The sequence below is a fragment of the Runella sp. R0.1_18 genome (assembly GCF_057652155.1).
Map to the genome: position 1 here is coordinate 13,552 of NZ_JBYFCK010000027.1, position 15,158 is coordinate 28,709.

11 protein-coding genes are annotated in these 15,158 nt (G+C 42.0%); 4 read left to right on the forward strand and 7 right to left on the reverse strand.

Going from position 1 to position 15,158, the window contains the following annotated elements; genetic code table 11:
• Window positions 1-189: 189 nt before the first annotated feature.
• The 4 genes from AC23P2_RS27820 to AC23P2_RS27835 all read left to right on the forward strand — a co-directional run bounded on the left by AC23P2_RS27820 (window position 190) and on the right by AC23P2_RS27835 (window position 5,201).
• Window positions 190-1,614, forward strand: coding sequence for an AAA family ATPase (locus tag AC23P2_RS27820; RefSeq protein WP_487776223.1), 1,425 nt, complete (start codon window positions 190-192; stop codon window positions 1,612-1,614).
• Window positions 1,615-1,910: 296 nt separating this feature from the next.
• Window positions 1,911-3,482: a type I restriction endonuclease subunit R gene (locus tag AC23P2_RS27825; protein ID WP_487776224.1), complete on the forward strand. Its 1,572-nt coding sequence runs from the start codon at window positions 1,911-1,913 to the stop codon at window positions 3,480-3,482.
• A gap of 68 nt (window positions 3,483-3,550) precedes the next feature.
• On the forward strand, window positions 3,551-4,033 hold the full coding sequence (locus tag AC23P2_RS27830; protein WP_487776225.1) for a type I restriction enzyme subunit R domain-containing protein: 483 nt from the start codon (window positions 3,551-3,553) through the stop codon (window positions 4,031-4,033).
• A 4-nt stretch (window positions 4,034-4,037) separates the two neighbouring features.
• Complete coding sequence (locus AC23P2_RS27835) at window positions 4,038-5,201, forward strand: type I restriction enzyme endonuclease domain-containing protein (RefSeq protein WP_487776226.1); 1,164 nt, start codon at window positions 4,038-4,040, stop codon at window positions 5,199-5,201.
• Between the two features lie 369 nt (window positions 5,202-5,570).
• Here AC23P2_RS27835 and AC23P2_RS27840 read toward each other — a convergent pair whose 3' ends face one another.
• The 7 genes from AC23P2_RS27840 to AC23P2_RS27870 all read right to left on the reverse strand — a co-directional run bounded on the left by AC23P2_RS27840 (window position 5,571) and on the right by AC23P2_RS27870 (window position 14,830).
• On the reverse strand, window positions 5,571-6,281 hold the full coding sequence (locus tag AC23P2_RS27840) for a M48 family metallopeptidase (RefSeq protein WP_487776227.1): 711 nt from the start codon (window positions 6,279-6,281) through the stop codon (window positions 5,571-5,573).
• Window positions 6,268-9,513: a type I restriction endonuclease subunit R gene (locus AC23P2_RS27845; RefSeq protein WP_487776228.1), complete on the reverse strand. Its 3,246-nt coding sequence runs from the start codon at window positions 9,511-9,513 to the stop codon at window positions 6,268-6,270. The genes AC23P2_RS27840 and AC23P2_RS27845 overlap by 14 nt, the downstream gene beginning before the upstream one ends.
• A 223-nt stretch (window positions 9,514-9,736) precedes the next feature.
• Window positions 9,737-10,483 (reverse strand): DUF3800 domain-containing protein, encoded by a 747-nt coding sequence (locus tag AC23P2_RS27850; protein ID WP_487775615.1) that lies wholly within the window; start codon window positions 10,481-10,483, stop codon window positions 9,737-9,739.
• A 5-nt stretch (window positions 10,484-10,488) separates the two neighbouring features.
• Complete coding sequence (locus tag AC23P2_RS27855) at window positions 10,489-11,685, reverse strand: restriction endonuclease subunit S (protein ID WP_487776229.1); 1,197 nt, start codon at window positions 11,683-11,685, stop codon at window positions 10,489-10,491.
• Between the two features lie 5 nt (window positions 11,686-11,690).
• Window positions 11,691-12,689, reverse strand: coding sequence for a PDDEXK nuclease domain-containing protein (locus tag AC23P2_RS27860; RefSeq protein ID WP_487776230.1), 999 nt, complete (start codon window positions 12,687-12,689; stop codon window positions 11,691-11,693).
• Window positions 12,690-12,762: 73 nt separating this feature from the next.
• Entirely contained in the window at window positions 12,763-14,262 is a 1,500-nt protein-coding gene (locus AC23P2_RS27865) for a type I restriction-modification system subunit M (RefSeq protein WP_487776231.1), read from the reverse strand.
• The gene (locus AC23P2_RS27870; RefSeq protein WP_487776232.1) at window positions 14,255-14,830 is read right to left on the reverse strand and encodes a restriction endonuclease subunit S; all 576 of its coding nucleotides are present in this window, start codon (window positions 14,828-14,830) and stop codon (window positions 14,255-14,257) included. Before AC23P2_RS27870 ends, AC23P2_RS27865 begins: the two co-directional genes overlap by 8 nt.
• Window positions 14,831-15,158 lie beyond the last annotated feature (328 nt).

A 15,158-nucleotide genomic window follows, 5' to 3' on the forward strand; every position in this document is an offset into this window, starting at 1 on the left:
CAGCGGTCTTGACACTCGTCTCTTAATACTTGTAAACGCATTCTTCAAGTGGATAATATAGCCCTTTATATTTATTCAATTATTGGCCATAATTGAATAAATATCTTGATTTTGGCCAATTATATAAATTATTATTGGCCAAAAGTGTATTTTTTGTGTAAATTTGGCTAATAATAAAAGAATGAACAAATGAAATTAATTGGTAGAATCAGAGAAATTCAAAAGTTAGATAAGCTTTTAGCTTCGAGTCAATCTGAGTTCTTGGCAGTTTATGGTAGGAGGAGAGTTGGGAAAACATTTTTGATTAGAAGCTACTTCAAAAATGAATTTGACTTTTATGCTACGGGACTTGCTAAAGGTAATACCAAACAGCAATTGACCAATTTCACCATTTTTCTCAATAATTATTTCTCAAATCATTATGCAGTTCCATCTAACTGGTTGGAAGCATTTAACCTTTTAATCAAAGAGTTAGAAAAAAATAAGTCGGCAAAAAAAAGAGTGATATTCATTGATGAAATGCCTTGGATGGATACCAAAAAGTCGGATTTCATGATGGGGCTGGAATTTTTTTGGAATGCCTGGGCAAGTGCTCAAAACGACGTGTTGTTGATTGTCTGTGGTTCTGCGGCTTTGTGGATGCTCAATAATTTAATAAAAAATACGGGTGGATTGTACAATCGAGTAACGGAAAGAATCAAACTTGAACCCTTCGATTTACAAGAAACCAAGGCTTATTTTGCTCAAAAAAACATTGTTTTAGACCATTACCAAATCATTCAATTGTACATGGTCATGGGTGGAATTCCGTATTATTTGGATCAAGTTGAGGCAGGAAAAAGTGCTATGCAGAACATTGAAGACTTGTGCTTTAGAAATGATGGTAAATTAAGAACGGAGTTTAGTTACATATTTTCTTCTTTGTTCCGAAACGCCGAAAAGCACGAGTTGGTACTAAAAACAATTTTTGAAAAGGGGGGGGCTTTGACCAGGGATGAGTTGTTGAAATATACGAAAATGACCACAGGTGGAGCTATCACCAAGACACTCAATGAATTAGAAGAAAGTGGTTTTATTGCTAAATTGGGGAAATTTGGTAATAAAACGGCCAATTCGCTCTATTGTATATCCGATTTTTATATGTTGTTTTATTTTCGCTTTATCAGTTCAGCAGGTAAGTATGAACCCAATATTTGGTTGAATAAGATAGATAATCCATCCTTTAGAGCGTGGTCAGGTTTGGCGTTTGAGCAACTATGCTTTACCCATATTTCTCAAATAAAACGGGCCTTAAACATAGGTGGAGTGTTGAGCAATACGTATTCTTGGCACACCAAAGGCGACGCTGAAAAGAAAGGTAGTCAAATAGATTTAGTCATTGATAGAAGAGACCAAGTGATTAATTTGTTTGAGATAAAATTTTCAATCAATGAATTTGTGATTACCAAAGAGTATGATGCCAAACTACGACAAAAAATCGAGTCATTCAGGGAAGAAACGGCCACAAAAAAATCTATTTTCCTAACCATGCTCACTACGTTTGGCGTTAAACCCAACGAATACTCGACTTCAATTATTCAAAACGAATTGACAATGGAAGCCTTATTTCAATAAATGTGCTTGTTGGATGTTAGTATCGTTCAGGAAACCTTTCGTCGAAATAGTTAAACACCTTTTTTAGTACAACCCTTGAGAATAACCGCCCAATACCCTTACGGGAACAAATCCAACTTTTTAGCGGGCTAAATTCTGGTACGAGTAAGGAATCAGAGAACTTGTTTTCTATTTTCATGTATAAAAAACGCTTCTTTTTATACACGTTCAGTAGTTCATGTATAAAAAACTCATAAATCAATACATGAGATACAAAACGGATTGATACAGTTATTAATGCAACAATAAAATAGCCCATGGCCTATCTCAACGAATCACACATTGAAGTTGCCGACATTGATTTTTTTGTCAATCAACTGGGCTACACGCACATCAACGCCTGGGAAAAACAGTTGTTGGGGCGAAGTAGCCTCAAAGAAGTGGTTTTGAAAGACCGGTTGAAAGCCCAACTGGAAGTGCTGAATCCGCACCTTCCAGAGTCTTCGCTCACGTATGCCATTGGCGAAATCACCAAAAGCCGCGCCACGCTCACGCCGCTGTTGGCTAACAAAGAAGTCTATGAACTCATCAAAAACGGTGTTCCCATTGCCTATAAAAATGCACAAGGACGCGAAGTCAACGATTACGTCCGCATCATTGATTTCAGCGCCGACAACAAAAACGATTTTTTGCTGGTATCTCAGCTAAGTATCGAATACCAACAGACTCAGGCCATTACGCGGCGCCCTGATTTACTGTTGTACGTCAACGGCCTGCCATTGGTGATGATTGAACTGAAAAACGCGACCGAAAAAGTAAAAACGGGCTATGACAAAAACCTGACTGATTACCGCCGCGACATTCCTCAATTGTTTTGGTACAACCTCTTTGCCTGCATTTCAAACGGCATCCAAACCCGCATCGGTAGCTTCAATGCCCCTTGGGACCATTTTTTCAGTTGGCTCAAGTTGACCGATACCGCGATCACCCACGAACAACCTACCAAGGAAGAAATCGAAAAAGAAAGCGAGCAGACGGGCGAGCACCTGAGCCTCAAACTGTTTGGGCAGGGCCTTTGCCAAAAAGACACGCTCATTGATTACTTTGAAAACTTTGTACTTTATCACAAAAACAAGGTAAAAATCATTGCCAAAAACCACCAATATCTCGGCGTAAATAATGCCATTGCTGGACTGAAAGCCAAAGACACCAACAAAGGGAAATTGGGCGTTTTCTGGCACACGCAGGGATCGGGCAAATCGTATTCGATGATTTTTTTCTCCAAAAAGATTCACCGAAAAATCACGGGCAACTGGTCCTTTCTGATTATAACCGACCGTCGGGATTTGGACAGTCAGATTTACCGAAATTTCAACGAAACCGAAACCATTGTTGAAACCAAAGACCAAAAAGAAAACTATTTCCGACCTGCCGACAAAGAAAAACTTCGGGAGTATCTGCAATCCAACCGCGCCTACGTATTCACGCTGATTTTCAAATTCGGCATTGAAAGCGGTAAAACCTTCCAACAACTCACTGACCGTAACGACTGGATTGTGATGGTGGACGAAGCTCATCGCACCCAATACAAGAGCCTGGCCGAAAACATGCGCATCGGCCTGCCCAACGCCCAATACATCGCCTTTACAGGTACGCCTTTGCTCCGCAGTGAGCTGACCAAAGACTGGTTTGGATCCTACGTGTCGGAATACAATTTCGCCCAAAGCATTGAAGATGGCGCCACAGTGCCCATTTATTACAAAAAGAGTGTGCCGCGTGTGGAGCAAATCAATCCTGATTTGGTAGGAGAAGCCGCCGCGATTTTGGAAGACGAAAACTTAAGCGAAGAACAGAAGAAAAACTGGATCGGGAATATTCGACGCTGCTGAACGTAGTACGCCGCGACGACCGTCTGGAAGAAATCGCCAAGCACATCGTACAGCATTTCCCGTACCGATTGGATGTTGACGATGACGAAGGAAACCGCAAGCCCATGAAGGCTATGGTTATCAGCATCGATAAATTTACGGCCGTCAGGATGTACGACAAAGTGCAATACCACCTGAAGGAAGAAATCAAATTACTGCGTAAAAAAATAGCCATTGAAAGGGACAAAGAACTTAAAAACCGCTATTCTCGGGCGTTGGCTTTTATGCAGGAAACCCGAATGGCGGTGGTCATCAGTCAGGAAGGGAGCGATAAAGAAGAAGAAAAAGCATTTGCCGATGTCGGATTGAACATCAAACCGCACCGTGCCTTGATAGACCATCCCGACGACGATGGCCGCAACATTGAGGATTATTTCAAAGACGAAAACAATACGTATCGAATTGTATTCGTCACCGCCATGTGGATGACGGGCTTTGATGCTCCTTCCGTTTCGACATTATATCTCGACAAACCTCTTCAAAATCATACCCTAGACCATTGCCCGGGCTAATCGGGTGATTGAAGGCAAGAAAAACGGCTTGGTGATTGATTACTTCGGCGTATTTCGTAACCTCAAAATAGCCTTGGCTGCCTGTGCCGAAGGAACCAAAGGAAAACTCCCAAAAACGGAGGATGATGACGAATACCCCGCTAAAGAGTTTGAGGAGCTTTTGCAATTGTTGGAACAATCCATTGACGAAGCCAAAGTTTACTGTAAAAGCTTGGGGGCCGATATCGACCGCATCTTGACCCTTGGAGAAAAAGGGTTTAAAGAAATTGAGTTGTTTCAGGAATATGCCAACCTGATTTTAGCCAAAGACGAACACTGCAAACAGCTAGGACTATATGTAAATACCATCGCGTCGTTGTACGATTCGGCCAAACCCGAAGTGTACGAATATCCCGTCCTTAAAAAAGGCCGTGATGTTTTTCAATACCTGAGAGACGTGGTAGAACGAAATGTAGATCGTGACGAGGCCGTTGAGCGGGCCAAAAAGGAAATTGACGAATTGCTGGATTCGAGCGTCGTTGGCAAGGGCGATTTAGTGAATGAAAGTAAAGCAGAATACACCATCGACGATTCCAAACAAATTGATTTGAGTCGAATAAATTTTGAACAATTGCGCCTTGAATTTCCTGAAAAGAAACACAAAAATATTCAATTTGTTAACCTTCGGGAATTGTTGGAAATCAAGCTCAAACAGATGCTCGCACAAAATAAAACACGCGGATCGTTTCTGGCCAACTTCCAAAAGGTTATTGACGATTACAACTCAGGCAGCCTTTCCATTGAAGAAGCCTATGAGGCACTCATCAAACAGGCAGAAACCTTAAATGAAGAGCAGCAACGCGCCGCCAAAAATGAAATGACGGAAGCGGAGCAGGAGTTGTTTGATTTGTTGAAGAAAGAAAAGTTGACCAAGGAAGAGGAAAAAAGTGTGAAACTTGCCGCCAAGACCTTATTGGAAAAACTATTTGCCGCCAAAAACAAAATCCTGATTCAGGAATGGCACAAAGAAAAAGCCACGCAAGAAAAGGTCAGATGGGAAATCCAACAAATTTTAGGGCATCATCTTCCTGAACCTGGCTACGATCGGCTGGTATTCTCCCAAAAAGTAGATGTCACTTTTCAACATTTTTATGGTTTGGCTCAAATGGGCTTGGGGTTTGTCGCATAATCCCAAGCTTGCTATTTATTTTTTATTGGGGGCTGTAGCTGTTTTCTTAATTCTTCATTTTCGGTCATATATTTTTGGAGTTGTCCTTTTAGGTAAGCATTTTCAGAAAGCAGTGCCTAAATCATTTTTTCAGTTTCATCATAAGGCACAGCTTCCTCAGATTGTTTGGCTTGATTAGCATACCCCTACATGTTCCACAACAATATTTTGCCGTAGAGTGACCAGCAAAAAAAGGTGTCCCAGACCAAAGGCAGGTTTTTTCAAAGACTTTGGCGTTGTATTTAAAAATCAGAGCGGTCTAGTTTTGGCATAAATACCGTGTTATTTAATAGATTTAAAACGACTTAATAACGATATAAATATAATTATTTAATTATAAAACTCCAGCCTTTTTTTTAAGTCTTTCCAATCAGGTATCAAACTTGACTGTAGTTCATAAAATGAAGCATTATGAAAAGGTACTATTAGATGACACATTTCGTGCAAAATAACATACTCAATACATGATTTAGGTGTCTTAATAAGATTAGGGTTTAGCAAAATATTACCACTTTTAGTACAACTCCCCCACCGTTTTGACATTGTCATAACTTTGAAAGTTAACTGCGCTTTTCGGTCGATGTCCAAGGGTGATTTTTCGAGACATTTTCTAAAAATGAGCTCAAATTTTTCTTTTGCCCTAGCTCTATACCATGCCTCCAACATTTTTTGAATGGTCTCTTTGTCGTTTTTGTTCAGTATGAAAATCTCAATATAACCCGCTCGAAAAACAACTTTCTGCCTTGGCTCTTCGATGATTTTCAAACGATACTGACGACCCATATAGTAATGTGTCTCACCTGAAACATATTTTCGGGGTGTATTTTGAGGTTCATACTGCTGAAAAATATCCTGCTGTTTGAGTATCCACGCCGCTCGACGATGCACTTTTTCCTTGATTTTTTCAATAGTAGAATCCACCGGAGCAGTAACAATTACTAACCCTTCGGGATAAACAGTTATTGCTAAACTCTTACGTTTTCGATATTCTACCGAAAAATTGATTACGATTGACCCAAATTGAATACTATGATTTCCCATTAAAACGAACTTTGGCGATGCTGACAAATTTTTCGATTAAATCATCAAGTGTAGCTATATCCCAAGCTAAACCATAATTATTTTTGAACTCCCATAATAAATCGTCAAAAGCTGTTTTTAATTTACCAATTACTTCACTCTTGTTTTTCCAATCAACAATGATAGTTCCGCCCGACAATACATTCTCTTTGATCTTGTCTTCAACAATAAGTGATAGTAAGGCTGCTTGACCCGATAAGTCCTCTATCCCTTTTTCGGCCAAAAGTCTATAAATCGCTTGGGCAGTATCTCGGCCTTGGAGTAAGTCGGGCAAATCATCGGCCTGTCGGTTCAGTATAGCCTCTTTGATTTCAATAACTTTGCTTAAAAATTCAATTTCATTGATACGCTGTTGCCGATAAGCATCTAAGGTGTCTTTAATCATTTCTGAAAATCGCTTATAAAAAGCGGGATCTTCATCCATTTTTTCAGTAATTGTTTTCTGAGTACGACTCGCAATCGCATGTGCTTTGGAAGCCGTTCCCGCTATTTTTTGTACCTCCACCTCAAATTTTTCACTGTCAAAAATATTGACCTGTTCCGTAATACTTACAACTTCATCTGCCGAGACATGGGTATCTATCAGCTTCTGTATCTGCCCCTCAAACTGCTTGTAATCAATTTCTAAGGAGTATATTTGAATCACCGTTTTGCGTAAATTCTGAAAAAAAGCAAGATCATCTTTGTACTTTTTCTGTTCTGATTCAGGCGTTTGTGTAACAAATTGGTATGATGAAAGGGCTATTTTGAGCAAACGAGCAAAACGAGACAATCTTTCAAAAAAAATAATCCTTACGGCTTCATCCGCAAGAAAATCTTCGTAAGCAGTTACATCATTCTTGTTTGGCAAGGTTTTAAAGGTGTCCCAAAGTACCGAATATACCTGGGGTAGTTGCACTATTTCTTCTTTTATATCTGTTACTGTCGCTTCCAAATCTTGGTTGTCGTAGTCTTCATAGCTCATGTATAATTGGAGCGTTTGATTCAATTCTTCAATCACTCCATCGTAGTCAATAATATAGCCAAACTCCTTACCAGCACATTTTCTATTGACACGAGTAATCGCTTGAAAAAGCGTATGCTCTCGCAGTTTTCGGCATAAGTACAAAACGACATTGCGGGGGTTGTCGAAACCCGTCAGCAACTTATCAACCACAATGATTATTTCGGGAGTATCACTTTTTTTGAAGGCTTGTCTCAGGGTTTCATCGTATTTTTTTGCTGTTCCGTACTTATCCATCATTTTTTTCCAATGTACCAGTACTTCGTCACTTATATGACCATAGGCATCTTCAGTCCCTTCTCGGTCGTCAGGGGGAGAGACCAACACTTCACTTGATACCAACCCGATTTCATCCAAAAACCGCTTATATCTGACCGCCGCCTGTTTGTTAGGAGCCACCAATTGCCCCTTGAAGCCCGTTCCCTGCCAATTGTCTTTGTAGTGCTTAGAAATATCCCACGCCTTGGCATAAATCACCTGTTCGCCTGCGGTAAGTGCTTCCTGCCGACTGAATTTTCGCTTTAAATCAACTCGTTGATAGTCGTTGAGCGGCTCCGAAATTTTATTGAAATAATTATCTAACGGCCTTTCATTTACATTGAATAACGGTGCTTTTCCTTCAAACAACAACGGCACTACGGCACCGTCGGCTACGGCATCTGCCACAGTATAGCTATCAATGATGCCTCCAAACTTAGCGGCCGTATTCTTTTCTTTCTTCATGAGGGGGGTACCCGTAAACGCTATGAAACAGGCAGTTGGTAACACTCGCTGCATTTTTACGTTCAACGTTCCATACTGAGTACGATGTCCTTCGTCCACCAGAACAAAAATATTAGGGGTTGTGATGGCCTCTGGAATTTTTTTTACGGCAGCATCAAACTTGTTAATCAGGGTCGTTATGATAGCATCTGAGCTTTGGCTCAGGTATTCAATCAAATCATTGCCTGTTTTGGCTTGCACCACCTCCTTCTCACACTTCGCAAAGGTTTGATAAATCTGGTCGTCGAGTTCTACACGGTCGGTTACTAAAATAATCTTTGGGTTCGGAATTGTTTTTTCTGTGGCCAATAGCTGTGCCAGCATCACCATCGTATATGATTTACCACTCCCTTGGGTATGCCAAATCACCCCGCCCGTTCTCACCATACTTCCTTGCACCAAGAGGGAAGGACTTGAAATTTTTAATCGTTCCAATGTCTTTCTGACCCCAAAGTACTGCTGATAACGGGCAATGATTTTTGAACCCGCATCATAAACGATAAAATTGAAAATTAGGTCAAAAAGCCGTTCGGGACGGCAAAGGTAATACAAGTGTTCATCTTGGCTGGTAATATGCCACACCTCCTGCCCCCCAGCCCCTGATGAGAGGGCAAGTTTTTTTCGGTCGGCCTTATTTTCAAGTACTTCCCAGTAGGCTGCTGTGTTGATGCTCTCGTTTTTGAGGGTTTGCAAGATAGTTTTTTGGGCTTCTTCTGCCTGACGGTTGGGATATTGCTCTCGCCATGCTCCCCAAAATGCCTCTTCGGTAGCTGTCGTGCCATATTGAGCGGAGTTTTGACACAGCGCTATACAAAGCTGCAAATATACGTAGAGGCTACGGATACCATCCTCGTTTTGGTTGCGTAGATGCTGTGATATGGCCTGGCTGAGGGGGCGGTCTATCAAGGGGCTTTTGCACTCTATCACTACCAACGGAATGCCATTGATGTACAGCACTATATCGGGGCGGTAGTGGCTGCCTCCACCGTCGGGACGATGCGACCGCTGCACGCTGAGTTCTTCGGTGACGTGGAAAACGTTGTTGGCGGGGTTTTTCCAGTCTATATAGTGTAGTGTATAGCTTTTTCGGTCGCCCAAAATCGTCTCTTCAAAGCTCTTACCCAACGTAAGCAAATCGTAAAGATATTTGTTGGAGGCCATAAAACCCTCTTGCAGTGGGTAGTCTTGCAAGGCATAGATGGCATTGCTGACGTTGGTTTCCGAAAAAGCGTAGCTGCGATCTTTGTACCGAAAGGTGTTGTTTCGGTGAATTTGCTGGCGTAAAACCTCCTCCAACAAGATACCGCTGGTTTTGCCACCCCGCAGTTGGAGGGCTTCGGCGGGGCTTAGGTACTGGTAGCCCAGAGCCTGCAAAAGCAGCAGAGCGGGTATTTGGCTGATGTCGTCTTCTCGGTAGGATGGGTTCATGAGGATTCCTTTTTTAAATCTTCTGTTTCTCTAACAATTTTTGTGTTTTAACATGATTTTTTTGCCAAATTTTACACTTTTTCAAAAAAACATTGTACTTTACTTGGAAAGTACTACAAAAATGTAGTACTTTTGCACTAAGCCGACTCGGTCTGACCCTTGTCTGTATCGGGCCGCAACAATCAAAAAAAATTTTGAGCCTTGGTTTGTAACCAGGGCTTTTTCATTTTCTGACGATTCCCAATGGATCACTTCTACTTGCTTTTTTTAGTAAAATAGGTTCTAACTCGTCAAAAATCTTGTCCAAGCCAAATTTTTTCAAACTACCTTTTGGAAACTCTTTACGATAGAGTGTATGCGCCACAAAATCAGCAGCTTGAATAAACGTTGAGTGCTGCGAACTACGCATGAACACGTCTTCAATGATATTGTCCACGGGGGCATTATAGTATCCTTCATAATGCGATGGAGTTGGGTTATAAACCCGCATTTTGCGTAATAACTTCCTAATGTTGGCATCTTGGCAATCGTCGCTTACGATAATGCCACGACCCTTTTGCGATTTTTTCAGATACATATCATAACGTTGGATTAGCCTCGCCCAAGCCAACTCCTGAAAGTTTGTTCCGATTGGAAAATGGTCTTTGTTAAGTACAATATTGATAATGACAGACTTATTAAAGATAACGGGTATCTGCCGTATAAACTCTTTTAAAATATTGATTCTTTGAGATTTATGAATTTTTCTGTATTCTTCGATTTTGCTAACCCGTATCAATTCAGCAGCATGTAGCTCAGTCCGAATCAATAATCCATACGTATCTTTGAGATATTTACGAAACGACTTCATTCTGTTGAGAGATTCCTGCCAGTCATCTTCGCTCACGATAATTCCACTCAAAATATAGTGTTGTGAACCATATTTTGAGTGACCATTGTCGCCGCTTTCATCTACGTACATGATTTGCATCGCTTTTATCTTGTTGTTACCCGCACTTTCCCCGTTAATAGCTGCTGCATCAGGCCTCGTTTTTGGGTTTTGAGTTTTTCCAAATACGCCTCCGTTTGCCGTAGCTCCGCATCGGCAGTGTTTAGGATGGCGGCAATGCGGGTTTGCTCGGCGAGGGGGGGAATAGTAAACCGAAGATTAAAAAAATCTCCAACACTCATGTTCAATAACCCATGATTTCGAGCACCTTCTTGGGCTATCGTATAAATTCCCTTATCTAAACGGCCTGCTTCAAAAAAATGCACGAAAAAATCTGAATCACCATTTTTAAGAGAGAAGCAAATATAAAGTGGAGAAAGTATGCCTTTTTCATAATCATCAAGGCGTTTGTATGCCCCCCAAGGATAACCCGTTGAGTAACTTTTATTGTAGGCAAACTCTCCTTTTTTGAGTAAAAAATATCCTCTTACGTCTTCGCTTGCAACCAGTTTATTGAAAAAATCACGCTGGCTAATAAGCCCGTGTTGCGCTGAAATTGTTAAAACATTTGTATTACCCTCTGTATTTCTTCTGGTCAATCTTTCAAAACACTCCCCCAGCCTCACCTCTTTCCAATCGGATTTGGGGCGGAGGAGTTGTTGCATCAGTCCTTTTTTGCGTTTTTGGAGGGCAGCGAGCAGGGCGGTGGTGGTTTGGATGGCGGCATCCCACGTACCCAAGATGGTCGCTATTTTCTGCTGTTCGGGGAGAGGGGGGAGTTTTACGGGAAGTCCTTTGATAAGTTCTCCGTTTAGATTTTCTTGATTTCCCACGTTACTTAGCCCTCTAATTTCATCATAACGACTGGCTAAATTTTGAAAAACAAAATCTGTAACAGTCTGTCTACTATTTAAAATAATTGCTGCACACGCCTGATTAGTAGCAGCTTCCATACCCAATAGTGCTACTTTACCTCGTGTTTTCCCTTGCCCATACATAGCCATTAGTATAGTACCAATTGGGAATAATTTAGCCGATGAATTCGACAAACCTTCTTCCGTAATATACTCTTCTGCCTTTTCAATTACGTTAAAATCAATCAATGAAGTTGAAATCCAAGGATATTCACCATTCCAATAGCTGGGTTTACCTCTATCTGGTGTTCCTCCTGATGTAATCTTCGCAATCTCCCCCAATTTTTTGAGGGACCAGCCGTTGGGGAGGGAGTTTTTGGGGTTATTCATGGGGGTTATTGGGCGAGTTGTTGTTCGATGTCTTCGATGGTTGGTAGGCTCGATTGGAGCGTTTCGGGTAGGGCATCTTTGAGCCTAAACTCGGCAATGCCAATGGGTTTTTGGAGGTCTCGGAGGGCGTATTCGGCCATTACGCTGTCTTTGGTTTTGCAAATAATCAGCCCAATGCTGGGGGCATCGGCGGGGTGGCGCAGGAGGTCGTCCACTGCCGAGAGGTAAAAATTAAGTTTTCCCGCAAATTCGGGTTTAAACTCCTCAGTTTTCAGCTCCACTACGATGTACGCCCTGAGTTTGAGGTGGTAAAAAAGCAGGTCTATGGCAAATTCTCGCTCCGAAACCTCTATCTTGTATTGTCGGCCTACGTAAGCAAACCCCGCCCCAAGTTCGAGCAAAAACTGGGTAATGTGCTGCACGAGAGCGTCTTCGAGTTCTCGTTCTTTGAAGGGTTGGGTAATGTTCAAAAAATCAAATAGATAGGGGTCTTTCAGCACCATTCGGGCCGCTTCTGATTGAGTTTTGTCGAGGGTTTTGTCAAAATTATGTTGTCCTTGGGCTACTCTCAGATGATACTGGCTTTCTATTTGCGCCAGCATCACGTCACGAGTCCAGCCGTTTTTGGCAGTTTCGTCCACATAAAACAGCCTTAGCTGAGGCTCTTTTACTTTTTCCAAAAGCGTGATATGATGATACCATGACAATTTTGCAAGCGAGCCTTGCAAAATTGAAAAGTCAAAAAAAACTGCTGCAAATTTTTTCATGTACCGTAAATTTCGGTTGGAAAAACCCTGCATATCAGGAAATGCTAACTTTAAGTCTAAGGACAATTTTTCGACCACTCTTCTGCCCCAGCCCTCTTGGTTTTCTTTCTCCAAAATGGCGTGTCCTATTTTCCAGTAAAGCAGGAGCAGTTCGGCGTTGGCATGAAATGCTGCCTTGGTCCTTGCGGCTCTGATTTCGGCTTTTAGATGTTCTAACAACGCAGCGTAGTTTTCCATACTTCTGTTTTGTTTACTTGTTTTGAGAATAGGTAAAGAAAAAGGCGGTTTTCTATGCACGTTATACACCTGTTCAAAACCCCAATTCCTGCAAATAGGCTTTCATTTGCTGCTTAATATCGGTCAATCGGTTTTCAAGATTATCAATCTCGTTTTGGGTGGCTTTCAAGTCTATTTCAGGTTCTTCCTCGAAAGTATCCACGTAGCGAGGTATATTGAGGTTGTAGTCGTTTTGGCGGATTTCGTCGAGCATGGCCCAATAGGCGTATTTAGGTTCAACAGCCCCCGATGAGGAAGCTTGACGGTAGGTACTTACGATGTGCTGAATGTGGTCGGGGCTGAGGGTATTTTGGTTTTTACCTTCGGTATATTCACGGGAGGCATCAATAAACAACACGTTTTGGTGCTGCTTACCACGATTGAACACCAAAATGGCGGTAGGGATACCCGTTCCGAAAAATAGATTAGCAGGCAAACCAATCACTGCTTCAAGGAGGTTGTTTTCGATGAGTTGCTGGCGAATCTTGCCTTCGGCTGCTCCTCTAAACAATACCCCATGCGGCACCACTACTCCTACCTTGCCACGGCCTTCGTAGGCGGTTTCTATCATGTGGCTGATAAAGGCAAAATCCCCCTTTGATTTGGGCGGAACTCCCCGCCAAAAACGGTTGTAGCGATCGTGAGGAGCTTCTTCTGCCCCCCATTTATCAAGCGAAAAGGGCGGATTGGCCACTACAATGTCAAACTTCATGAGGTGGTCTCCTTCTAGCAGCAGTGGGTTATTGATGGTATCACCCCAACGAATCGTGGCATCGTCCATGCCGTGCAAAAACATGTTCATACGAGCCAGGGCGTAGGTAGAGCCGTTTACTTCTTGGCCATAGACCGAAAAATTGTTGTTGCCAATTTTTTGAGCCACTTTAATTAGCAATGAACCAGAGCCACAGGTGGGGTCGCAAATGCGACTACCTGGCTGGGGGTTCATGAGTTCAGCCAAAAGCGTAGCCACGGGCGAGGGCGTATAAAACTCCCCTGCTTTTTTGCCCGCATCAGAGGCAAAGCGTTCAATCAGGTACTCATACACATCGCCAATGACATCGGCCGATTCTAAATGAGAAGGCGATAAATCCACATTTTTGAAATCTTCAATGAGATTTTTCAGGCGGCGGTTGCGGTCTTTGGTCTGCCCCAAATTAGCTTCTGAATTAAAATCAATATTCCGAAATACGCCTTCCAGCTTGGTACGGTTCGAGTCTTGTAACTCTTCAAGGGCTTCGTTGATCAATTCGCCGATGTTGGGTTCGTTGCGGTTGTTATACAGGTAATCGTATTGGCAATGCTCGGGCAATTGGAAACGCTCGTTTCGCATGGCGCGTTCGGTTCGTTCAGTATTGCCATCGTAGCGGTTCAGATGATAGTTATAGCGGTCTTTCCAGAGATCAGAAAGGTACTTCACAAACAGGAAAGTCAAAATATAATCTTTGTACTGACTGGGGTCTATCACGCCTCTGAATGTATCGCAGGCTTTCCAGACGGTATTGTTAATTTCAGCTTGTGAGATGAGCTTAGACATGATTTTGAATGATATGTGTAAAAATTCCTTGAAAACGTAATTCTTTCTGAGCCAACGCTTGCATTGTAAGCTGTCGCTCTTGTTGGTGCAGGCGGTGTAGGTGAATGATTTTGTGTTGTTCGGCCAAAGGGAGCATTGGCACGAGCAGGTGCTGAAAATCTTTTTTATTCAGCACGGCTACGGTGGCAGTAGTACTAATCATGGCCTTGATTTGGGCTTGGGTATTGGGGAGGTTAACATACAATCCTAAAAAACGGGAATCAATGGCGGACGACTGCACCCGAACCACAAAAAACAACGACGAAGCCACGGCTGGCAAGTAGCTTTCCTCGATATAAAAAGTGGTATTGCGCCCTCCCTTAGCAGGCAACAGAATATCGCCCGCTTGCAGGAGTTGCCGCTCGGTAGTGAGGTCAGCAGTACCCACAAAAACGGCTGGTTGGCTGTTGATTATCAACCCGCTATCATCAAAGTCACTCATCTGCAAATAACGTATCTCGCCCGCCGAATGACGATTTTGGATATTGACTCCAAAAAGTATCTCTGCTATATTTCCAATTGTTTCCATAAATCACATTAACCTACTTTATACAAAAGCAGTTCATTTTTGTTAAATATTTTTCATTTTATTTTAATGTAATAAAAAAGACAATAAAATTACTGTGCTGACCGCTAAATACTGGACACTGGGTTTCCCTTATTTTAGGGAATAGGGATTTGATTAATGGGGCTATTTTTCATATCCAAACCCTTTGACTGCAAGAATTCAGATGGACTTTGAAAGCCAACACCTCCGTGAATCCTGTCAAAATTATAGAATTCTCTAAATTGATTCATTGTTTGCTTTGCATCCGCTTCGGCCTTTAGATTTGTGTGATATAAAAATTCCAAGATAA